This is a genomic window from Flavobacterium micromati, assembly GCF_900129585.1.
GTDB lineage: Bacteria > Bacteroidota > Bacteroidia > Flavobacteriales > Flavobacteriaceae > Flavobacterium > Flavobacterium micromati.
Map to the genome: position 1 here is coordinate 153,256 of NZ_FQWF01000003.1, position 21,047 is coordinate 174,302.

The 21,047-nt window shown below is 31.4% G+C and carries 20 protein-coding genes and 3 pseudogenes; 16 read left to right on the plus strand and 7 right to left on the minus strand.

The features are described from left to right. Positions 1 to 95 precede the first annotated feature (95 nt). The 4 genes and pseudogenes from BUB42_RS16900 to BUB42_RS04380 all read left to right on the plus strand — a co-directional run. Positions 96 to 557: pseudogene (locus BUB42_RS16900) on the plus strand (helix-hairpin-helix domain-containing protein); the annotation flags it as partial. Further along, a pseudogene (locus BUB42_RS16680) lies at positions 554 to 1,012 on the plus strand (exonuclease domain-containing protein); the annotation flags it as partial. The pseudogenes BUB42_RS16900 and BUB42_RS16680, both read left to right, overlap by 4 nt. Positions 1,013 to 1,183: 171 nt before the next feature. Further along, positions 1,184 to 1,411, plus strand: a pseudogene (locus tag BUB42_RS16685) (BRCT domain-containing protein); the annotation flags it as partial. A gap of 11 nt (positions 1,412 to 1,422) precedes the next feature. Continuing rightward, positions 1,423 to 2,124, plus strand: a complete 702-nt coding sequence (locus tag BUB42_RS04380) for a hypothetical protein (protein WP_073017592.1) — start codon at positions 1,423 to 1,425, stop codon at positions 2,122 to 2,124. Positions 2,125 to 2,166: 42 nt separating this feature from the next. On the opposite strand, the gene BUB42_RS04385 is transcribed toward BUB42_RS04380, so the two are convergent. Together BUB42_RS04385 and BUB42_RS04390 are read right to left on the minus strand one after the other, a co-directional pair. Continuing rightward, positions 2,167 to 3,078 (minus strand): bifunctional metallophosphatase/5'-nucleotidase, encoded by a 912-nt coding sequence (locus tag BUB42_RS04385; protein ID WP_073017594.1) that lies wholly within the window; start codon positions 3,076 to 3,078, stop codon positions 2,167 to 2,169. 185 nt (positions 3,079 to 3,263) lie between these two features. Then, complete coding sequence (locus tag BUB42_RS04390; RefSeq protein WP_073017596.1) at positions 3,264 to 4,043, minus strand: 5'-nucleotidase C-terminal domain-containing protein; 780 nt, start codon at positions 4,041 to 4,043, stop codon at positions 3,264 to 3,266. A 46-nt stretch (positions 4,044 to 4,089) separates the two neighbouring features. Between BUB42_RS04390 and BUB42_RS04395 the strand changes: the two genes are divergently transcribed. The 12 genes from BUB42_RS04395 to BUB42_RS04450 all read left to right on the plus strand — a co-directional run bounded on the left by BUB42_RS04395 (position 4,090) and on the right by BUB42_RS04450 (position 16,010). Then, positions 4,090 to 4,608: a DUF6913 domain-containing protein gene (locus BUB42_RS04395; protein WP_073017598.1), complete on the plus strand. Its 519-nt coding sequence runs from the start codon at positions 4,090 to 4,092 to the stop codon at positions 4,606 to 4,608. A gap of 8 nt (positions 4,609 to 4,616) precedes the next feature. Beyond that, the gene (gene dapA / locus BUB42_RS04400; protein ID WP_073017600.1) at positions 4,617 to 5,504 is read left to right on the plus strand and encodes a 4-hydroxy-tetrahydrodipicolinate synthase; all 888 of its coding nucleotides are present in this window, start codon (positions 4,617 to 4,619) and stop codon (positions 5,502 to 5,504) included. Positions 5,505 to 5,629: 125 nt separating this feature from the next. Further along, the gene (locus tag BUB42_RS04405; protein WP_073017601.1) at positions 5,630 to 6,424 is read left to right on the plus strand and encodes an outer membrane protein assembly factor BamD; all 795 of its coding nucleotides are present in this window, start codon (positions 5,630 to 5,632) and stop codon (positions 6,422 to 6,424) included. An 8-nt stretch (positions 6,425 to 6,432) separates the two neighbouring features. Beyond that, positions 6,433 to 6,750, plus strand: coding sequence for a DNA-directed RNA polymerase subunit omega (locus BUB42_RS04410; RefSeq protein WP_073017603.1), 318 nt, complete (start codon positions 6,433 to 6,435; stop codon positions 6,748 to 6,750). Positions 6,751 to 6,757: 7 nt separating this feature from the next. Then, positions 6,758 to 7,984 (plus strand): bifunctional phosphopantothenoylcysteine decarboxylase/phosphopantothenate--cysteine ligase CoaBC, encoded by a 1,227-nt coding sequence (coaBC, locus tag BUB42_RS04415; RefSeq protein WP_073017856.1) that lies wholly within the window; start codon positions 6,758 to 6,760, stop codon positions 7,982 to 7,984. 50 nt (positions 7,985 to 8,034) lie between these two features. Beyond that, complete coding sequence (gene porD / locus BUB42_RS04420) at positions 8,035 to 8,919, plus strand: type IX secretion system protein PorD (RefSeq protein ID WP_073017605.1); 885 nt, start codon at positions 8,035 to 8,037, stop codon at positions 8,917 to 8,919. A 52-nt stretch (positions 8,920 to 8,971) separates the two neighbouring features. Further along, a complete protein-coding gene (gene recN, locus BUB42_RS04425) occupies positions 8,972 to 10,624 on the plus strand; it encodes a DNA repair protein RecN (RefSeq protein WP_073017607.1) in 1,653 nt (550 codons plus the stop codon). Positions 10,625 to 10,709: 85 nt separating this feature from the next. After that, positions 10,710 to 11,906: an enoyl-ACP reductase FabV gene (gene fabV, locus BUB42_RS04430; RefSeq protein ID WP_073017609.1), complete on the plus strand. Its 1,197-nt coding sequence runs from the start codon at positions 10,710 to 10,712 to the stop codon at positions 11,904 to 11,906. A gap of 141 nt (positions 11,907 to 12,047) precedes the next feature. Beyond that, entirely contained in the window at positions 12,048 to 13,049 is a 1,002-nt protein-coding gene (locus tag BUB42_RS04435; protein ID WP_073017611.1) for a glycosyltransferase family 2 protein, read from the plus strand. 1 nt (position 13,050) lies between these two features. After that, positions 13,051 to 13,647: a dephospho-CoA kinase gene (gene coaE / locus BUB42_RS04440; RefSeq protein ID WP_073017613.1), complete on the plus strand. Its 597-nt coding sequence runs from the start codon at positions 13,051 to 13,053 to the stop codon at positions 13,645 to 13,647. Between the two features lie 59 nt (positions 13,648 to 13,706). Next, positions 13,707 to 15,290, plus strand: a complete 1,584-nt coding sequence (locus tag BUB42_RS04445; RefSeq protein ID WP_073017615.1) for a sensor histidine kinase — start codon at positions 13,707 to 13,709, stop codon at positions 15,288 to 15,290. A gap of 3 nt (positions 15,291 to 15,293) precedes the next feature. After that, complete coding sequence (locus BUB42_RS04450) at positions 15,294 to 16,010, plus strand: response regulator transcription factor (RefSeq protein ID WP_073017617.1); 717 nt, start codon at positions 15,294 to 15,296, stop codon at positions 16,008 to 16,010. A 136-nt stretch (positions 16,011 to 16,146) separates the two neighbouring features. On the opposite strand, the gene BUB42_RS04455 is transcribed toward BUB42_RS04450, so the two are convergent. The 5 genes from BUB42_RS04455 to BUB42_RS04475 all read right to left on the minus strand — a co-directional run bounded on the left by BUB42_RS04455 (position 16,147) and on the right by BUB42_RS04475 (position 21,039). Continuing rightward, complete coding sequence (locus tag BUB42_RS04455; RefSeq protein WP_073017619.1) at positions 16,147 to 16,887, minus strand: acyl-[acyl-carrier-protein] thioesterase; 741 nt, start codon at positions 16,885 to 16,887, stop codon at positions 16,147 to 16,149. A gap of 48 nt (positions 16,888 to 16,935) precedes the next feature. Then, entirely contained in the window at positions 16,936 to 17,853 is a 918-nt protein-coding gene (miaA, locus tag BUB42_RS04460; protein ID WP_073017621.1) for a tRNA (adenosine(37)-N6)-dimethylallyltransferase MiaA, read from the minus strand. Positions 17,854 to 18,014: 161 nt separating this feature from the next. Continuing rightward, complete coding sequence (locus tag BUB42_RS04465; protein WP_073017623.1) at positions 18,015 to 18,845, minus strand: ion transporter; 831 nt, start codon at positions 18,843 to 18,845, stop codon at positions 18,015 to 18,017. Positions 18,846 to 18,870: 25 nt separating this feature from the next. Continuing rightward, the gene (locus tag BUB42_RS04470; protein ID WP_073017624.1) at positions 18,871 to 20,232 is read right to left on the minus strand and encodes an exonuclease domain-containing protein; all 1,362 of its coding nucleotides are present in this window, start codon (positions 20,230 to 20,232) and stop codon (positions 18,871 to 18,873) included. A 120-nt stretch (positions 20,233 to 20,352) separates the two neighbouring features. Beyond that, the gene (locus BUB42_RS04475; RefSeq protein WP_262987398.1) at positions 20,353 to 21,039 is read right to left on the minus strand and encodes a YggS family pyridoxal phosphate-dependent enzyme; all 687 of its coding nucleotides are present in this window, start codon (positions 21,037 to 21,039) and stop codon (positions 20,353 to 20,355) included. Positions 21,040 to 21,047 lie beyond the last annotated feature (8 nt).

The window sequence follows — 21,047 nt, forward strand, 5'->3', positions numbered from 1 at the left end:
GAAATCGAGTTGGAATTAAAGACCAATCAGCAAAAATTATAATAGAATCAATTAAAAAGTCGAAAGAAATTCCTTTTGAAAAAGTATTGTTTGCAATTGGTATAAATGATGTTGGTGAAGTGGGGGCAAAAAATTTAGCTATACATTTTAAAAACATTGAAAATTTGTATAAAGCTTCTCATGAAGAGTTAATTGCAATTAGAGATATTGGTGAAAGCACTGCAAAAAACATTATTACTTTCTTTAATAATGCTCATAATGTTGAAATTATTGACCGATTAAAAAACTGTGGTTTAACTTTTCACAGCGAAAGTAAAAAATTAGAATCAAATAAATTGGATACTTTAACTTTTGTGATTTCAGGGACTTTTAGGATTGAAAGGAATCAACTTAAAAAAATTGTAGAAGAAAATGGTGGTAAAGTATCTGGTTCTATTTCTAAAAGTACATCATATCTAATTGTAGGCGAAAATATGGGACCAGCAAAAAGAGAAAAAGCTGAAAAAGATCAAATAAAAATGATTTCTGAAGATGAATTTTTTAAATTATTACAATGAAAAATAATTTTGTAGCTTTTGATTTTGAAACTTCTTTTGGACACATACCTTGTTCTATAGGAATTATGGAATTTATTAATGGACAAGTTGTAAATGAATATTATTCATTAATCAAGCCAATTGACTTAAAGTTTAATCCGATAAATTCTAGAATAAATGGAATTCATTTGCAAGATGTTTTTAATGAAAGAGAATTTGATGAAATTTGGAATGAAATTGAATTTTTTTTTATTGATCGAGTAATAGTTGCCCATAATTCTTCAACAGATATTTCAATTTTAGAAAAAACTTTAGATTACTACAAAATTAACAAACCTAATTATAAATCTTTTTGTACTCTAAGCATTGCTAGAAGTGTATTAAATATTGAAAACTATAAATTATCCACTTTGGCAAAACATTTTACAATCCAGCAAAATAATTACCATAACGCATTAGAAGATGCATTTGTTTGTGGTAAAATTTTTATTGAAATGTTTGAGGACTATCATAATAAAGTTTATTCTTCCAATGACGGTATTAAATCACCGAGATCCACAATTAATAATTACAATAAATACTTGCGGGTAAACAATAGTGTGAAACAGATAAAATCGACCTATGTCTGGTGCATTTCAGATATACTTTCAGGAAAAACATTTGTTGTTTCCGGTGTTTTTGAAAAATTTTCTCGAGACGATCTAAAAAAAGCGATCGAAGACAACGGGGGAAAGGTGGGAAGCTCAATTTCTGCCAAAACAAATTTCGTAATAGCTGGAGATAATATGGGTCCTGCAAAATTAGAAAAAGCTACTAAATTAAATGTTGCAATAATTACTGAAGAAGAATTTATAAATTTGATTAACTTAACTTAAAATTAAGTAAGATGATAGCCATTAAAAAAACAGATATATTTGAAAATGCTACAACGCTGCTGCTGTTCTCGTTGATTTTCTTCGAAATTATTGCCACAATGATGTCGTTTGAGGTTGTACAATTTGCTTTTAGACCGTCTGTAATAGTTTTGATTTTGTATTTATATTGGCGTACTTCCACAGCGAGAAATATACTTTTTTTTGTGCCTTTTGTGTTTTTATTAGTAACTAGTGTCTGTATACTTTTTAAGGATCAATATATTGTTATGATAGGTTTGATAAGTGTTGCGATACATAGAATTATGCTAATTTATTTTATCATTAAACTAAATAAAATTAAAGATTTTATACCAATATTAATTGCAATAGTTCCTTTTATATCTATTTTTTCGCATTTGCTATATCTAGCTGACGAAATTCCTGCTAGAAGTTTTTACCCTTTAGTGATTCAAAATGTCTTAGTTTCAGTTTTTGCAGCGGTTGTTCTCTCAAATTACTTTATGAATAAAAACAGTAACACAGCTTGGTTGTCTATATTTGGATTATTATCAACTTCGCTTTACTTTATTGTATTTATCGAAAAATGTTTTTTATCTAGTTTGCCTCCTACCTATTTTACACCTGTAGGGATGATTTTGTTTGCATCGAGTTACTACGCTTTTTATAAATTAGTACGTGAATCCGAGCGAACAAATACTTATCAAACTAGTTAAAAAGTGAAATGCTGCAATGAAAAATAATTTAAAAGATCAATGCTAAACTATAATTGATTTTCCCTCAAATGCTTTTGCTTTATCGTTATCTAAATAAAAATCGATTCTTCCCAAGTTAATTCCGTAGCAGCCTACCTGATTTACTAAAACCTCTTTACCGATCAAATTTTTACTGATAGTTGGTTTATCTAAAAAAGTGTGGGTATGCCCACCTATTATTAAATCAATGTCTTGTGTCAATTCAGCTAATCTAAGATCGCAAATTTTTGTTTCATCATCTCGGTATTTATATCCCAAGTGCGACAAACAAATTACAATATCACATTTATTTTCTTTCTTTAAAATCCTAACCATATCTTGTGCAGTTTCAACCGGATCATTGTAAACCGTTTCTTTGTACATTCCTTTGTTTACTAGTCCTTCGAGCGCAATTCCTAGACCAAAAACACCGACTTTTATTCCGTTTTTATTGAATATTTTGTAGGGTTTTACAAAACCATCCATAACCGTATTTTTAAAATCATAATTAGCTGAAATAAAGTCAAATTTTGCGTGCGGCAGTTGCGCATGCAAACCTTCAATGCCATTATCAAAATCGTGATTTCCTATAGTTGACGCATCATATTGCATCATGCTCATTAATTTAAACTCTAATTCACCACCATAATAATTAAAATAAGGAGTTCCTTGAAAAATATCACCTGCATCGAGTAAAAGTACATTCGGATTCTCTTTTTTAATACTTTCAATCAAAGATGCTCTTCGTTCCACACCACCCATATTGGCATTTCTTGGATGATCTGCAGGAAAAGGATCTATATAACTATGAACATCATTTGTGTGTAAAACAGTGAGTTGTTTGATGTTAGTGTTGCCAAAACTACTCAATGACACACCTAAACCTAATAATGCTGAACTTGCAGCAGTTTTTTCTATAAATTCTCTTCTTTTCATTTTTAAGACTTTTTGCTCGTTCTATTTTTAAATATAATTTGGAGCTGTTTACTTCGTCAGTTCGCTTCGCTCGTGTCCTGTTTTACGCTGTATCTTTCTCTTTTAGCAAAGAGAAAGGATGCCGCTTCAATCAGGGCTAGGGTTTACGTTTTTTCTGACTACTTTTATTTTTATAATTCGCTTACTTATTCAGTCACTATCCTGTTATCTCTCAAAACTGGAATTGTATCTACTTCTTTAAAATAATCAATAAGAATATTTCTTAATTTATAATCTAAATCATATTTCTGAATTCCTTTTTTAAAGAAGGTCATATTATCACCACCGTCAGATAAATAATCATTGGTTCCCACATAATAGATAGTTTCCTTTTCTACAGGTTTTCCTTGAACTAAAATATTTTTTGGTTGGTTTTTTTTATCGATCAAAAATGTTATCCCAGCAAGCGGGTGTGCTTTTCTATCGGCAACGAAAAAATCCACTAATTCAAATATTTGTTCCCCTTTTAGAGCTATCACAACCATACTGTTTTCAAATGGCATAATTTCAAAAGCATTTCTAGCGGTAACATTTCCTTTAGGAAGTATAGAGCGGATACCACCGCTGTTGAATAAACAAATATCAATATTTTTTTTCTCTCTGCTTTGAAATACTAGATTTCCTCGCTTCAGCGAAACATCAGCCATCAAATTCCCAATAGTTGTTTGCCATTTTCCCGAACTTTTGTCAAGTGTTTCTGGACAATAAGCTAAAACGCTGTCTAAATCTTTATTAATACGTTCTCTGTACGGTTTAATATAATTCTCAATTTCAGGAATTTGAGCTTGTATTTCAGTAATAGGGATTCGTTTTCCTTCAATTTTAGTAACGTCATAACTTCGGGTGCTACACGAACCGAAAGAAAATAATGTTAAGAATATAACAAAAAGTTTAGAAACCTGATTATACTTTTTTAGATTTACCATTTTAAATGCGACTTATTAATTAATTTTGTAACCGGGTAAAAGTAATATGTTTTTAAATTATACAAAGGATTTTATTCTAAAAAAATTAATAAAAAAAAGCTTAAAAAATTTAGATACTAATTATTCTGCTAATAGTATAAAAAAAATTGGTTTATTGGTTGACTCCACATCATTTTTTGAAACAGAAAAATTAATTGAGGATCTAATTGCAAACGGGATTTTACTTGAAAATATTACCACGATTATTTATTTCGTAGAGAATAAAAATATTGAAAAGCCTAATTTCATTTCATTAACAGGATCACAACTTTCTTGGAACGGTAAGCTTACAGGAGTAGAAATAAATGATTTTATCATTCAAAAATTTGATCTTTTAATTAATTATTATGATATCGAAAAGGCAATTTTATTAAAAATTACTCACAAGTCTAATGCTCTTTTTAAAGTTGGTTTTTCGAGTATTGACAATCGTTTCAATCATTTTCTGATTACTACAACGATTGAAAATCATGTCACTTTTACAAAAGAATTATTTAAGTATTTAAAATTATTAAACAAATTATAAATTTCATTATGCAATCATTAATAGGTACAGGTGTTGCGCTAGTAACGCCATTTAAAAAGGATTTTTCAATTGACACTGAGGCGTTAAAAAGAGTTGTCAATTTCTGTGTAGCTGGAGGGATTGAATACTTAGTCGTATTAGGTACAACCGCTGAAAACGCTACACTGTCTCCACAAGAAAAAGAGCAAGTAATAAGTACGGTGATTGAAGCTAATAATGGTCGTTTACCTTTAGTTTTAGGAGTAGGAGGTAATAATACTATGGAAGTAGTCCAAGAATTGCAAACCAGAGATTTATCAGCATTTGTGGCAATATTATCGGTTTCACCTTATTATAATAAACCTACACAAGAAGGAATGTATCAGCATTTTAAAGCTATTGCCGAAGCTTCGCCTATTCCCGTGATTTTATATAATGTTCCTGGAAGAACTGCAAGTAATATGCTTCCGGAAACAGTTGTGCGTCTCGCTACCGATTTTGAAAATATTGTCGCTATTAAAGAAGCGGCTGGAGATATTGTTCAAGCGATGCAAATTCTAAAAAGTAAACCAGAAAATTTTCTCGTAATTTCAGGAGACGATATGATTGCCTTGCCAATGGTTTTAGCTGGCGGTGCAGGCGTAATTTCAGTAATTGGTCAAGGTTTTCCAAAAGAATTTTCTGAAATGATACGTTTGGGTTTAAATAGAAAAGTTGATCAGGCCTATAAATACCAATATCTTTTAGCGGATGTAATAGATATGATCTTTGAACAAGGAAATCCAGCTGGAATCAAAGAAGTATTTGCCTCATTGGGAATTTCCGAAAATACCGTGCGTTTACCATTAGTGAATGTAGATCAAAATCTGTCATCAAGACTCTATCATTTTGTAAAAAAAACTAATAATTCCATTTAAAAATAGTCTGATTTTTAAACAGAAAATATATTTTGAAGTCGCTAAATTAATGACTAAATTTGCCACCGAAACTTCGGTATGATTTTGTGGTTTTTTAACTGCAAAATCATTATAAAAGTAAAAATATGAAAAAAATAGTATCTCTATTATTGCTCATCACTGTATTTAGTTCTTGTGGTGAATACCAAAAAGCCTTAAAATCTGAAGATGTCGCTGTCAAGTTCGAAATGGCCACTAAACTTTATGATGCGGGAAAATATAGCAAAGCGATACGTATTTTTGAACAAATTGCGCCTGCGTACAGGGGAAAGCCACAAGCTGAAAAATTGTTTTATATGTTTGCTCAATCCTATTATAAAACCAAGCAATTTACATTGTCCGGATATCAATTTGAAAGTTTTGTTTCTGGCTATCCTAAAAGTGAAAAGCTACAGGAGGCAGCATATTTAGGAGCAAAAAGTTATTCAATGTTGTCACCGGTTTATAGTTTAGACCAAACTGACACTAACAAAGCGTTAGATAAATTACAAACATTTATAGATCTTTATCCTAATTCTGAATACATAGTGGAAGCTAATAGTGCTGTAAAAGTGCTTGGTGAGAAAATAGAGAAAAAGGTATATGAAAATGCAAAGGGTTACAACACAATTTCAGACTATAAAGCAGCAATTGTCGCTCTCGATAATTTTGTTGCTGATTATCCGGGAACGCCATTTAAAGAAGATGCATTATACTATAAATTAGATTCGGCGTATCAGTTAGGAATTAACAGTATTCCTGCAAAAATGGAAGAACGATTACTTGTAGCTAAAACAGCTCAAGTAAATCTTCTAAAATTTAATGGCGAAACTAAATATAAAAAAGAAGCTGGCGAGATGTTAGTTCGAATAGAAAAAGATTTACAAAAATTTACTAAATAAATAAAGTCATGGATTTAAAAAAGACGAATGCTCCAGTAAATACAATAACATACAATAAAAGTGTTATTGAAGAGCCTACTGGAAATGTGTATGAGGCAATAACCATTATGGCTAAAAGAGCAAATCAAATTAATTCTGAAATTAAAAAAGAATTAACTGAAAAGCTAGAAGAGTTTGCTACATACAATGATAGTTTGGAGGAAGTTTTTGAAAATAAAGAACAAATAGAAGTATCTAAATTTTACGAAAAACTACCAAAGCCGCATGCATTAGCAGTTCAAGAGTGGCTTGATGGTAAAATCTATCACAGAGATTCTAATAAATAATAGTACGATGTCAGTTTTAAACGGTAAGAAAGTTTTACTAGGTATTTCTGGTGGAATTGCCGCATATAAAACAGCAAGTTTAGTACGCCTTTTTATAAAAGCAGGTGCGCATGTCCAAGTGATAATGACACCTGCTTCTAAGGATTTTATAACACCACTTACATTATCTACGTTATCTAAAAATACTGTCTTTTCAAGTTTTTACAACGAAGATGATGAAAATGAAAAATGGAATAACCATGTTGAATTAGCACTTTGGGCCGATTTAATGATTATTGCTCCTGCAACGGCAAATACATTGTCAAAAATGGTTAATGGAACATGCGACAACCTTTTAATTGCCGCTTATTTGTCAGCAAAATGTCCCGTCTATTTTGCACCCGCCATGGATCTAGACATGTATAAACATCCTTCTACCATCAGCAATTTTAAACTACTAAACGAATTTGGAAATACAATTATTCCAGCTGAAACAGGTGAATTAGCCAGCGGTTTATCTGGCGAAGGTAGAATGGCCGAGCCAGAAAATATTGTTAGTTTTATTGAATCTGATTTGAATAATCAATTACCTTTAAAAGGGAAAAAAATTCTTATTACTGCTGGACCCACTTATGAAGCGATTGATCCAGTGCGTTTTATTGGTAATCATTCATCAGGTAAAATGGGTTTTGATATTGCTGCAAGCGCCGCAAATTTAGGGGCTTCTGTAATTCTAGTCTCTGGTCCTACAAATTGTAAAGTATCAAATCCTTTGATTCAATTAATTCCAATAATTTCGGCAGACGAAATGTATAATGTATGTCATCAATATTATGAGGACGTAGATGTTGTCATCGCAGCTGCAGCGGTGGCAGATTACAAGCCAAAAATGGCTGCAGAACAGAAAATAAAAAAAATATCAGATAACTTTGTTATTGAATTAGTAAAGACTGAAGATATTTTAGCATCGTTAGGTTTAAAAAAGAGAAATCAGTTTTTAATTGGTTTTGCATTAGAAACCGAAAATGAATTCGAAAATGCAATACTCAAAATTCAGAAAAAAAACTTAGATTTGATAGTTTTAAATTCGTTACAAGATGAAGGCGCAGGTTTTGGTAAAAGCACTAATAAAGTAACGTTTATTAACAGTGATTTTACTATTGAGGCAATGGAATTAAAATCGAAAGAAGCTGTTGCTGATGATATTTTAAATAAAATAGTATCTCATTTTAAACATATACATAACGCAATTTAATTGTATATTTAGATTTTAAAATTTTAGAAATAAAAAATAATATACTAGCAATGAATAAATTATTTACGTTTTTCCTGCTTTTTGTTTTCGGAATTTTGCAAGCACAACAACTAAATTGTACTGTGACAGTTGACTCGCAGCGTTTAAATGCTACAAATCAGCAAGTCTTTAGAACCTTAGAAACTTCAATTACAGAATTTGTAAACAAAACAGATTGGACAGGAGCGACAGTTAAACAGAATGAAAAGGTAAATTGCTCCATGTACATCACTATCGTTTCAAACAGTTCTGACCAATTTACTGCTACTATTCAGGTTCAGTCCTCCAGACCTATTTATAATTCCTCTTATGCATCACCAATATTTAACTATAATGATAAAGATTTTAGTTTTAGATATGTAGAATTTGAAAATTTAGTATTCAATCCCGCCTCTTTTGATTCTAATTTAGTGTCAATTTTAGCTTTCTATAGTTATGTAATTTTAGGTTTTGATGCTGATACTTTTGTTTTAGAAGCAGGAAATCCACACTTTGAAATTGCGCAAAATATATCCAATGTGGCTCAGCAAGGAGGTTCAAAAGGATGGAGTCAAGCCGATGGTCTTCAATCACGTTTTTTTTTAATTAATGATCTATTGTCACCGACATTTAAGCAAATTAGAACAACAATGTTTGAGTTTCATACTGGATTAGATCTTATGACAAAAGATTTGAAATCTTCTAAGGAGAAAATTAAAGGATCATTAGCAAATTTGAATTTACTCAATAATTCTCGACCAAATGCTTATTTAACAAGAGTGTTTTTTGATGCTAAGTCTGACGAAATTGTTTCAATTTTTTCAGGTGGTCCAAGTATAACAGTTTCCGATCTAACCGATAATCTGAATAGAATTTCCCCGTTAAATTCTACTAAATGGGCTGCAATTAAATTCTAATTGAGTTTTTTTAATTGATTTTCTTTTTATAATTCCAAAATAAACTAAATAAATGATAACGTCACTTTCGATAAAAAACTATGCTTTAATTGAAAAATTGACAATCGATTTTTCAAAGGGTTTTTCTACAATAACTGGAGAGACAGGAGCGGGGAAGTCTATAATTCTCGGCGCAATAGGTTTAGTTTTGGGTAAAAGAGCTGATTTAACTTCATTAAAAAATAAAGAAGAGAAATGTGTTATTGAAGCACATTTTGAAATTTCTAAATATAATTTAGTTCCTTTTTTTGAAGCCAATGATTTGGATTTTGAAAATGAAACAATCATTAGACGAGAAATTTTACCCTCTGGTAAATCACGTGCTTTTATCAACGATAGCCCTGTAAATCTTCAGGAACTTCAAGATTTGAGTTTGTTCTTGATTGATATTCATTCACAGCAGCAAACTCAGGAGCTTTCTGAGGAAAATGTTCAATTTAAAATTATTGACGCTATTGCTAATAATGCAGACATTATTGTACAATATCAGTCACTTTTGAAAGAGTATAAAGCGGAAAAATCTAAATTAAATGCGTTACTAAAAAAGCAAAGCGAATCAAACAAAGAACAAGAATACAATACATTCTTATTAAATGAATTAGTTGCTGCTAAGTTAAAGTCAGGTGAGCAAGAAATATTAGAAGCTAATTTTGAGCAATTAAACAATGTTGAAATTATCAAAGAGTCGGTTGACAAAGCTTTAGCAATTGCTAATGATGAACAGTTAGGCGTGTTGAATAATTTAAAAGAAATTAAAGTTTCATTGCAAAAAATTGCTCCTTTCTCCATAGAATATCAAGTTTTACTTGAAAGAATTTCTAGTATTGCAATTGAATTTGATGATATTTCCGAAGAACTAAATCGAAGCTCGGAAAAAGTAATTTGTGATCCAGAGCAATTAGATTTAATTAGTCAAAAACTGCAAGTTATTTTTAATTTGCAAAAAAAACATCAAGTTTCTACCGTCGAGGAGTTACTCAATGTGCAAAGTAGTTTAGAAAATTTAGTACTTGAATTGGGAAATATTGAGGAGGAGATAGAAAAATTGATAATTGCAATTAACCAAAAAACAATTGAATTAGATTCTTTTGCACATAACATCAGTCAAAATAGAGCAATAGCAATTCCGTTGTTATCTGAAAAGTTAATTGTGATTTTAGCCACTTTAGGAATGCCAAATGTTCGTTTTAAAATTGATGTTGCCGCAACAGAAACTTATTTTCTAAATGGAAAAGATGAACTGCGGTTTTTATTTTCGGCGAATAAGGGAACTGATTTTGGCTTACTTAAAAAAGTCGCTTCCGGCGGCGAAATGTCAAGAATTATGCTCGCTGTCAAGGCAATATTAGCACAATATTCCAAATTACCTACATTAATTTTTGACGAAATTGATACCGGTGTTTCTGGTGAAATTGCAATAAGAATGGGTGAGATAATGAAACAGATGAGTCACGAAATGCAGATTTTTGCAATTACGCATTTACCACAAATTGCTGCGAAAGGTGATGCACATTTTAAAGTAGCCAAATCAACTATTGGCGACGATACACTATCTGAATTGAAGCTTTTAAAGGCTGATGAAAGAATAGTTGAAATTGCACAAATGTTGTCAGGAACCACTGTTTCTGATTCGGCCTTAAATCATGCAAAAGCCTTGCTGAACTGATAAATTCATTTATATTTGTCATTTGAAAACATTGGGCTAAAGCCGTTACAATTATAGAAGATATTAAATTTAAAGTATACCAAATATGATTATTGAACCTAGAATGAGAGGATTTATTTGTACAACTTCTCACCCAAAAGGATGCGAGCAAAATGTTAAAAATCAAATTGATTATATCAATTCGAAAGGGATTATAGAAGGGGCAAAAAAAGTATTAGTGATTGGAGCTTCGACAGGGTTTGGTTTAGCTTCAAGAATTACAAGTGCTTTTGGTTGCAATGCTGCAACTATTGGTGTGTTTTTTGAAAAAGAACCTTCTGAAGGAAAAACAGCCTCACCAGGTTGGTACAATTCTGCAGCGTTTGAAGATGAAGCGCACAAAGTTGGATTATATGCTAAAAGTATTAATGGTGATGCATTTTCGAAAGAAATTAAAAAGCAAACTTTAGAATTAATTAAAGCTGATTTAGGTCAAGTAGATTTAGTCATTTACAGTTTGGCTTCGCCTGTTCGCATGAATCCTGAGACAGGAATTTTGCATCGTTCTACTTTAAAACCAATAGGTGATGTATTTACTAATAAAACAGTAGACTTTCATTCCGGAAAAGTGTCTGAAATTTCTATTCAACCTAGTAGTGGTGACGATATTGAAAATACAGTTGCTGTAATGGGTGGCGAGGATTGGATGATGTGGATTGAAGCTTTAAAAGCTGAAAATTTATTGGCAACTGGAGCAACAACAGTTGCTTATTCTTATATTGGGCCATCGTTAACTGAGGCAGTTTATAGAAAAGGAACAATTGGTCGTGCAAAAGATCATCTTGAGGCGACAGCATTTGCCATAACAGATAGCTTAAAAGCTATAGATGGAAAAGCCTATGTTTCTGTGAATAAAGCACTAGTCACTCAAGCCAGTTCTGCTATTCCTGTAATTCCCTTATACATTTCATTATTGTACAAAATAATGAAAGAAGAAGGAATTCATGAAGGTTGTATCGAACAAATACAGCGTTTGTACCAAGAGAGATTATATACAGGGAATAAAGTTCCTGTTGATGAAAAAGGTAGAATTCGTGTTGATGATCTAGAAATGCGCCCTGATGTGCAGGCCAAAATTGCTCAATTATGGGCTGAGGCAGTGACTGAAAATTTAGCCGAATTAGGAGATCTTGAAGGATACAGGAAGGATTTTTATAATTTATTTGGGTTTGATGTCGACGGAGTTGATTACAAAATTGAAGCCGACGAAATGGTAAATATTGATAGTATTGCTAAAGTGTAGTGATTTATGGTTGTAAAACCAGATAAATTATGTGATAATTATTGAAAACCATCAACTTTTAGTTGGTGGTTTTTTTATCGATAAAGATTACATTTGTTAAAATTTTTTAAGTCGAAAAAATCTAATACTTATTTTTAAGATATGTTGTTTTCTCTAATAATACCAGTGTATAATAGGCCAGAAGAAGTTGACGAATTGCTGGAAAGTTTAACTCAGTCAACATATCAAGAGATATTTGAAATTGTACTCGTTGAAGATGGGTCAACTTTATTATGTAAGGATGTTGCTTTGAAATACAGTGATCGCCTTGATATTTCATATTATTTTAAAAATAATTCGGGTCCCGGAGACTCTCGTAATTACGGTATGAAAAAAGCTAAAGGAGATTATTTTATCATTTTTGATTCAGATTGCATTATCCCAAAACAATATTTGACAGAGGTGGACATGGCTTTAAAACAAGATTATGTAGACTGTTTTGGCGGACCAGACATGGCTTTAGATAGCTTTTCCGATATCCAAAAAGCCATCAATTTTGCTATGACCTCATTCCTTACTACTGGTGGAATAAGAGGTGGTTCTGAGAAAATCGATAAATTTCAGCCACGCAGTTTCAATATGGGTTTGTCCAAAAAAGCATTTGAAGCATCGAATGGTTTTGGAAATATCCATCCTGGTGAAGACCCTGATTTATCAATCCGTTTATGGAATTTGGGTTATGAAACCAGACTTTTTCGTCCTGCTTTTGTATATCACAAAAGAAGAATTGATTGGCAAAAATTTTCAATTCAAGTTAGTAAATTTGGTAAAGCAAGACCAATTCTGAATAGTTGGCATCCCAATTACAGTAAATTAACTTATTTTTTTCCCTCAGTATTTATTATTGGTTTTTTCTACTCAATTTTTCTTTTATTGTTTTTTAATTTTGATCTTTTATTACAATTATATTTTTTATATTTTTTGATATTATTTTTAGTTTCATCTTATCAAAATAAAAGTATTAAAATAGGCTATTTATCTTTAATAGCGGTCTGGAAACAATTCTTTGGCTACGGTATAGGCTTTATGAAATCGTATTTTCAAATTATAATATTGAAGCGTAATCCGCACGAGGCATTTCCAGAATTATTTTTCAAAATTTGATATGACAAAAATCATTGGATTGACCGGCGGAATTGGTAGTGGCAAAACTACTATTGCAAATTATTTTCATGCTTTTGGAATTCCTATTTATATAGCTGATGACGAGGCTAAAAAACTGATGGATTCTAATGAATTAAAAAATGCTGTCCAAAACACATTTGGCAAAGCAATTATGGAAAATGGCATAATGAGCCGCGAGAAACTCGCTAAAATTGTTTTTGATAATCCCGAAGATTTAGAAAAGCTCAACGCTATAGTCCATCCTGCCGTAAAAAGTCATTTTAAGAAATGGTTATCTCAACACAAAGCAGCTGCCTATATAATTTATGAAGCTGCAATTCTTTTTGAAAGTGGAAGTTTTAAAAACTGCGACTATATTGTAACAGTTACGGCTCCTATTGAAACACGAATTGAAAGAGTGATTAAGCGCGATAATTCTAGTCGTGAAAAGATTCTAAAACGTATGGATGCGCAATGGACTGATACACAGCGTATATCAAAAAGTGATTTTATTATTCAAAATCTTAATACTGAAGAAGCTAAGCAAGAAATTAAAAAAATTCTTAATTTTTTAAAGATTAAACAAAAAGATGCATAGGTGTTAATGTTTGGTTAATGCATTATTTAATTTATTGTTAAAATACTAAATTTGTTTCGATGAATAGACTTTTTTTTAAATTATTGGTTTTGTTAATGAGTATATCCCTGATTGGGATAATCCTTGTTCAAGTATATTGGTTTAATGCTTCTTTCAAAAATAATGATGAACAATTTAAATTTCACGTAAAACAAGTTATTAGTAATGTTGCAAATAAAGTGCAAAAACAAGAGGCTTACAATTTTTACGCTAGAATTAATCAATACAAAGATAGCACTGGAAAAGTCCCTAAAAAGAATGATATATTAGAATTTTATTACGTTCAAAAAAATCCTAAGACAAATAAAACAATAATTTATTCAAACAGCATAATTTCTGAAGATTACAATATTTCACCAACGTTCATTGATAAAAAATTCGTTAATGATAATTTTAAAAGCTTTAGTTCCAAACGGGTTACAGAAGTGTATAATGATAAATCTATAGATAAATCTGAGATTTCTCAAAGTTTGATACCTGATGTTCGAATTGAAAAAACTGGAAATTTAGATGTTTTAGACAATGCTTCATTTGAAATATATTATAAGGATTTTGCTTCCGTATTACCTATTCAGGAACGGGTAACAAAAGAAACGTTAAGCAAACTTATAAAAAAGGAATTGCAAGAGGCGGGTGTAAATACAAATTTTGAATTTAGTGTTTACAGTAACAATCTCGCAACTAATGTAAAATCTAAAGATTTTAAATACGATAAGGATGCAACTTATTCAATTCCTGTCTTTACTGATAATGAAGGCAATAGTCGTTACCAATTATTAATAACGTTTCCGTACAAGAAAAGGTTTTTATTGTCTGAATTAGTAAGTATCACTATTTTGTCTATTGTTTTTACGCTAATTATAATTATTGCTTACACAAGTGCTTTAAATCAGCTAATTCGGCAGCGTCAGATTTCTGAGATAAAGAATGATTTTATCAATAATATGACGCATGAGTTTAAAACACCTATTGCAACAATTAATTTAGCATTAGACGCAATTAGAAACCCGAAAATAATTGATGATAAAGAGAAAGTATTTCGATATTTGCAGATGATCAAAGATGAGAATAAGCGCATGCATGCTCAAGTAGAGAATGTTTTGCGAATATCAAAATTGGAAAAGAGGGAGTTAGATATTATAAAAGAGTCTCACAATATTCATGAAATTATAAATGATGCAATAGAGCATGTAAATTTAATTTTAGAAGACAGACAGGGAACTATAGTAAATCATTTTAGTGCTTTAAGAAATACAGTTTTAATTAACGATGTGCATTTTACGAATGTGATCGTTAATATATTAGAAAATGCGGTAAAATATTCTCCTAATATTCCGGAAATCGAGATTTTTACTGAGAATATCAAGGATATGATTATTATTAAAATTAAGGACAAAGGTTTAGGAATGAGTAAAATAGCTCAAAAAAGAGTTTTTGAAAAATTTTATAGAGAACATACGGGTGATATCCACAATGTAAAAGGTCATGGTTTAGGATTAGCGTATGTAAAAAGAATTGTTGACGACCATAACGGTCAAGTCTATGTTGAAAGTGAAAAGGGAAAAGGGAGTACCTTCATAATAAAATTACCATTAATAAATTAGAATATGGAAAATGTAAATAAAAAAATACTTTTAGTAGAGGACGATCTTAATTTTGGTGCGGTGCTAAAGGATTATTTAATGCTAAATGATTTTGATGTCACTCTAGCTAAGAATGGAATGGAAGGATTTGAAAAGTTCAAAAAAGACACTTTTGATTTGTGTATTCTTGACGTAATGATGCCATATAAAGATGGCTATACGCTTGCGAAAGAGATCAGAGAAAAAAATAACGAAGTTCCAATCATCTTTTTGACTGCAAAATCGATGAAAGAAGATGTTTTGAAAGGATATAAAGCAGGCGCTGATGATTATTTAAATAAGCCATTTGACTCTGAGGTGTTGTTAATGAAAATCAAAGCAATTATTCAGAGAAAATCTTCAGATGTTAAAGCCGAGCAAGTGCAGTTTGAATTTAATATTGGCAAATTCCACTTGAATTCCAAGCTTCGTTTTCTGACTTTTAATAATGAAGAGCCAATTAAATTATCTCCAAAAGAGAATGAGTTATTAAAAATGCTTATTCTTCATGAAAATGATTTAATGCCAAGAGAATTAGCATTAACAAAAATATGGAGAGATGACAACTACTTTACTTCTAGAAGTATGGACGTGTACATCGCCAAACTAAGAAAGTATTTAAAACTTGATGAAGATGTTGAAATCCTAAACATTCACGGAGAAGGGTTTAGATTAGTTGTCAAAAATAAAGTATCAGTATAAAGATAATAAGGCTCCAAGAAATTGGAGCCTTATTTTTTTAGATTTATAAACGCATTTAATTATTATCTGGTTTTTAAATGAAATTAATTGCAACTAGTCAAAATAGAATTACATTCAAAAATTTATAAAAGGGTTGTTATTCCCAATTCAATTGCAACGCAAAACTCGTTTTATCATCTTTAGTGATGCTAAAGATAGTTTCTGTTTCTGAAATATTTTCATGAATTAACACTTGGTCCATTAACGATAATTCTTTTAAAAAATTCATTTCAAAACTTTTTAATTTTTGCTTCAGAATCAAATTTGGTGCAACAAAATCCAAGCACCATTCTAGATATTTTACATTATTTACATGGTTAACAATATCCAAATCAGATAAGAAAACAGTTTTCTCAAAAATCGTTTCTCTCTGATAATTCAAATTGATTTTTGAAAATCCTGTTACAGTAGCTTTATTATCTGGGTACAATTCAAAATGTAGAAATGGTAAAGCTAGTGCCTCAGGCCGCCGTTTTTTTGTATTAAAAACTGCCCAAAACGTTTCAGAACCAATTATTTTAGTACCATTTAAGTACATTTCTAAGGCACGTACAGAACGAGAATTTTCTAAAGAATTGATCCATGTTTTTACAGTAACTGTATCTCCTGATTTAGGTAATCTATCAATTTCAACTCGCATTCTGCTTAAAACCCAAGCTTGGTTGGAGACTTGCATATCTTGAAAACTAATTCCCCCTATTTCAGAATGTGCAGCAGCTGTGAGCTGAAGCATATTGCATAAATCAGTGTATTTTAAATATCCATTTGGAGAACATTGCGTAAAATTGATATCCCAATCTTTGCTTAATATTGATGTGAAATTTGATGCTATTGGCATTGCAGTAATCGATTTATTATTTTTATTATTGCTTAAATGTTGTGCTTGTTATTTTTTTAGTTTAATAAAAGAAATTATATCTTCTATTGGTTCATTATAATCAAACCACTTTGTATCTTGATTCCTTTTAAACCACGTTAATTGTCGCTTAGAAAATCGCCTTGTGTTTTTCTTTATTTCCTGAATGGCAAATTCTAATGATATTTCATTTTCAAAATAACTAAAAAGCTCTCTGTAACCAACGGTTTGCAACGCATTTAGGTCTTTATTAGGATATACTTTGTTAGCTTCTTGCAATAAACCTTGGCTCATCATGGTATCAACACGTTGATTAATACGTTCATAAATTATGGTCCTTTCAGCTTCTAAGCCAATTAAAATAGCAGTGAAGTCTCTGGAATTGTGTTTTTGATTTAAAAAGGAAGAATAAGGCTTTCCAGATCCTACACAAACTTCAACAAATCGCATCATCCGTTGCGGGTTTTGTAGTGTTTGTGGATTATTAGCTTTTAAACTTTGATAATAATTTGGATCTAAAAATTCTAGCTGTTGTTGTAAAAATCCGATTCCTAATTTTTCATATTTTGAATTGATTTCTGCTCGTACCTCGGGATCTATTTCTGGGAATTCATCAAATCCTTTTAGAACAGCATCTACGTACAAACCAGATCCACCTACTAAAATTGCGACATCATTTTTAATAAATAATTCGGCTAGTTTTGCGATGGCTTCTTTTTCAAAATCGCCTACTGTATAATTTTCAAAAATAGATTTATTTTGGATGAAATGATGTTTTGCTGCCGCCAACTCAGTCACATTTGGTACCGCGGTTCCAATGGTCATTTCCTTAAAAAATTGTCGGCTATCACAGGAGATAATTTCGCATTTAAAATAATTTGCAATGGCAATGCTCAAGGATGTCTTTCCTATAGCTGTTGGTCCCACAATAGTGATTAGATATTTCATATTTTTTTAGCCCAGATGGAAACGGAAACCCCGAAGCTATTGCAGTTTATTTTTTCTTGGGGTAAAAGAGCGACTGGAAGAAGCTCCTTTTATGCCTTAGAAAAATAACTGGAATAGCGAGGAGTTGCAGTGTACAGCTGGATTAGCTTCAAATTAATAAATTAAAGTTTTTCGCCACAGTTGTAGCAAAATTTAGCATTATATTCGTGCCCTTCAACGCCGCAATTAGGGCATGGATTTATTTTATCGGCAGTTGCTTTTTTATTTCTAAAACTGGCAAATTCTGCCGAAACAATTCCTGTAGGAACGGCAATTATTCCGTAACCCATTATCATTACGAGCGACGCAATAGATTGACCTAATGGTGTTATAGGCGAAATATCCCCGTATCCCACTGTTGTCAATGTTACGATTGTCCAGTAAATACTGATGGGAATACTTGTAAAGCCGCCCTGATCTCCTTCCACAACATACATTATTGAACCTATTATGACACTGCTGACCATCATAAAATATATGAAAATAATAATTTTACCTTTGCTTGCTATCAAAGCTTCCTTTAAATGTATGGATTGATTTGAGAATGTAGGATGTCTTAAAATTTTAAATAATCGCAGTAGCCGCACTGAGCGTAAAATGGATAAAACGCTGGTTCCAACAAAGAACAATGAAAAATACATTGGTACAACTGCTAGTAAATCTATAATACCATAAAAGCTAAAAATATATATCAGTGGTTTTCTGATAGAAATGATTCGTAGGATATATTCGATAGTGAAAAAAATAGTAATAATCCACTCTAGAAGGATGAGTTCTTTGTGATATTTTACATCAATTTCCTTTACAGTTTCCAACATTACCAAAATAACACTAAACACAATCACTGCTAAAAGTACAAGATCAAATAAGCGGCCAGCAACCGTATTTGTGCCGTAAATAATGATGTTTGTATTTTGTCTAAAAGTGTCGAATTTCGACTTTACTTTTTCCATTATCCAGTGTTTTTGAACTTTATTTTTAGAAATTTAAAGTTTTAATAGTTTTACTTTTTCTCATTTGTCCTTTGATGATATTCTTAGTATCGCGATTATTTTGCATTGGAATAATAATATTTCGTAAAATGTCAATATTATTAATTTGGTAATTTAAATCGTAGAAAGCATAGCCTTTGTATATTCCGTTTTCTATTAAAACAGCTGAGCGTTCGCTGATATTTCGACCTCTATCGATCAGAATCATGCTTTGATTTTCAAAACTATTTTTTTCTATAAATTGAGTTACTCGAGCGTTGTAAATTTCTGGTGCTTCGTCGTTAATGCAGGCACCATCGCATTCTTTTATGCTGTATTGGAAACAATTTGATTTAGTGTGGTACAAGCCATTCAATTTTTGGCATAAATTGTAATGAGCTGTAATTTTGAACAATGCATTTTTTCCTTCTTGAATAGAGGTAAAAGAGGTGATTTCTCTTTTTCGACCATCAGCCTTTTGCAATTTTAAATTGATATACCCTTTTTCGTCTTTTTCAGCATACAATGCAAGTTGGAAAATACTTTTACGCTGTGCTCTGTTAAGTATTGGTTTATTTACTTTTATTTCCTGACTCTCTTTTAACAATGCAATTAATTCGCTACCTGTTTCATCATAAGTTACAGTATAAACTTGGTCTTGAATTTTTTTACATTTAGACGATGTTCCTGTAAAATGTTGATTGATGCGTTTTTTAATATTTCGGCTTTTGCCAATGTAAATTAAATTACCTTTCTCATTATGAATGTAATAAACGCCTGTTGTGGAAGGTAAGCTTGCAATTATATCCAGCAATTTTGGTGTAATTCCTTTTTCAACTGTTAGCTTTATAAAATCCTTTACTATTTCTTTTTCTAGATCTTTTTCTAACAGAATTTTAAATAATTTAATCGTTGCTAATGCGTCGCCACTTGCTCTATGACGATCAGCCATAGGAATTCCAAGAGCGCGAACTAGTTTGCCTAAACTGTGAGAAGGTTGCTCGGGTAATAATTTTTTGGATAATTCTACCGTACAAAGTGTTTTCGCTACAAAATCGTAACCCAATCTTCTAAATTCGGTTCTTAAAATTCGGTAATCAAACGATGCATTGTGAGCAACAACTACGCAGTCATTTGTCATTTCGATGATGCGTTTTGCCACTTCATAAAATTTTGGTGCTAAACGTAACATCTCATTATTGATTCCCGTTAATTTTACGACAAAAGGCTGAATAGGGATTTCAGGATTTACTAAACTGACAAATTGATCCACGATTTCATGACCATCAAATTTATAGATTGCGATCTCAGTAATTCCTTCCTCGTTGAATTGTCCTCCAGTAGTTTCTATGTCTAGTATTGCGTACAAATTTTAGTATTCAGTATTGGGTATTCGGTGTTCAGTGCTCAGTTTTTAGTTCTCCGTATTCAGCATCGATCTTTAAGTTTTCAAATCTGAAATCAAAAATCGTTAATCAAAAATCAAAAATCAACTTCTCCCGCCAAAGATACTACTTCCTATTCGAATCATTGTACTCCCGCAGTCAATCGCAAGTTTGTAATCACCTGACATGCCCATTGACAAGGTTTCGAGTTTACAATTAGAAGTATTCATCTTTTGAAGCTTGTCAAATATGGATTTCAAATGCAAAAATTCTTTTTTGATTTGGCTTTGATTATCGGTAAAAGTTGCCATTCCCATCAGTCCGACAATTCGAATATTTTTCATTTCTGGTAGGTTTTCAGGAGAAAGAATTTCATTGAGTTCTTCTTCGTCGAGTCCAAATTTAGTTTCCTCTTCTGCAATGTGCATTTGAAGTAAACATTCTATAATTCGATCGTTTTTTTTTGCTTGTTTATCAATTTCTTGCAACAATTTTAAACTATCAACGCCGTGAATCAAATTGACGAATGGCGCCATAAATTTCACTTTATTAGTTTGTACGTGGCCTATCATTTGCCACTGGATATCTTTCGGCATGGCTTCCCATTTCTCTGCCATTTCTTGAATTTTATTCTCGCCAAAGATGCGCTGACCTGCATCGTAAGCTTGCATCAAGTCAGAAACAGGTTTAGTTTTTGAGACAGCAACGAGAGTCACTTGTTCAGGTAATGTTGATTTTATAGAAAGTAAATTTTGAGCTATTTGCATTTTTCTACTATTTAATACTGTTATTTTTGTTA

What these genes read in the sequence shown, in the direction of transcription:
- porD (WP_073017605.1), top strand. Translation starts at nt 8,035, where the DNA reads ATGAATAAATTATTTACGTTTTTCCTGCTTTTTGTTTTCGGAATTTTG.
- BUB42_RS04410 (WP_073017603.1), top strand. Translation starts at nt 6,433, where the DNA reads ATGGATTTAAAAAAGACGAATGCTCCAGTAAATACAATAACATACAAT.
- BUB42_RS04385 (WP_073017594.1), bottom strand. Translation starts at nt 3,078, where the DNA reads ATGAAAAGAAGAGAATTTATAGAAAAAACTGCTGCAAGTTCAGCATTA.
- BUB42_RS04450 (WP_073017617.1), top strand. Translation starts at nt 15,294, where the DNA reads ATGGAAAATGTAAATAAAAAAATACTTTTAGTAGAGGACGATCTTAAT.
- BUB42_RS04435 (WP_073017611.1), top strand. Translation starts at nt 12,048, where the DNA reads ATGTTGTTTTCTCTAATAATACCAGTGTATAATAGGCCAGAAGAAGTT.
- BUB42_RS04465 (WP_073017623.1), bottom strand. Translation starts at nt 18,845, where the DNA reads ATGGAAAAAGTAAAGTCGAAATTCGACACTTTTAGACAAAATACAAAC.
- BUB42_RS04390 (WP_073017596.1), bottom strand. Translation starts at nt 4,043, where the DNA reads ATGGTAAATCTAAAAAAGTATAATCAGGTTTCTAAACTTTTTGTTATA.
- BUB42_RS04405 (WP_073017601.1), top strand. Translation starts at nt 5,630, where the DNA reads ATGAAAAAAATAGTATCTCTATTATTGCTCATCACTGTATTTAGTTCT.
- recN (WP_073017607.1), top strand. Translation starts at nt 8,972, where the DNA reads ATGATAACGTCACTTTCGATAAAAAACTATGCTTTAATTGAAAAATTG.
- fabV (WP_073017609.1), top strand. Translation starts at nt 10,710, where the DNA reads ATGATTATTGAACCTAGAATGAGAGGATTTATTTGTACAACTTCTCAC.
- dapA (WP_073017600.1), top strand. Translation starts at nt 4,617, where the DNA reads ATGCAATCATTAATAGGTACAGGTGTTGCGCTAGTAACGCCATTTAAA.
- BUB42_RS04445 (WP_073017615.1), top strand. Translation starts at nt 13,707, where the DNA reads ATGAATAGACTTTTTTTTAAATTATTGGTTTTGTTAATGAGTATATCC.
- coaBC (WP_073017856.1), top strand. Translation starts at nt 6,758, where the DNA reads ATGTCAGTTTTAAACGGTAAGAAAGTTTTACTAGGTATTTCTGGTGGA.
- BUB42_RS04395 (WP_073017598.1), top strand. Translation starts at nt 4,090, where the DNA reads ATGTTTTTAAATTATACAAAGGATTTTATTCTAAAAAAATTAATAAAA.
- BUB42_RS04455 (WP_073017619.1), bottom strand. Translation starts at nt 16,887, where the DNA reads ATGCCAATAGCATCAAATTTCACATCAATATTAAGCAAAGATTGGGAT.
- BUB42_RS04380 (WP_073017592.1), top strand. Translation starts at nt 1,423, where the DNA reads ATGATAGCCATTAAAAAAACAGATATATTTGAAAATGCTACAACGCTG.
- miaA (WP_073017621.1), bottom strand. Translation starts at nt 17,853, where the DNA reads ATGAAATATCTAATCACTATTGTGGGACCAACAGCTATAGGAAAGACA.
- coaE (WP_073017613.1), top strand. Translation starts at nt 13,051, where the DNA reads ATGACAAAAATCATTGGATTGACCGGCGGAATTGGTAGTGGCAAAACT.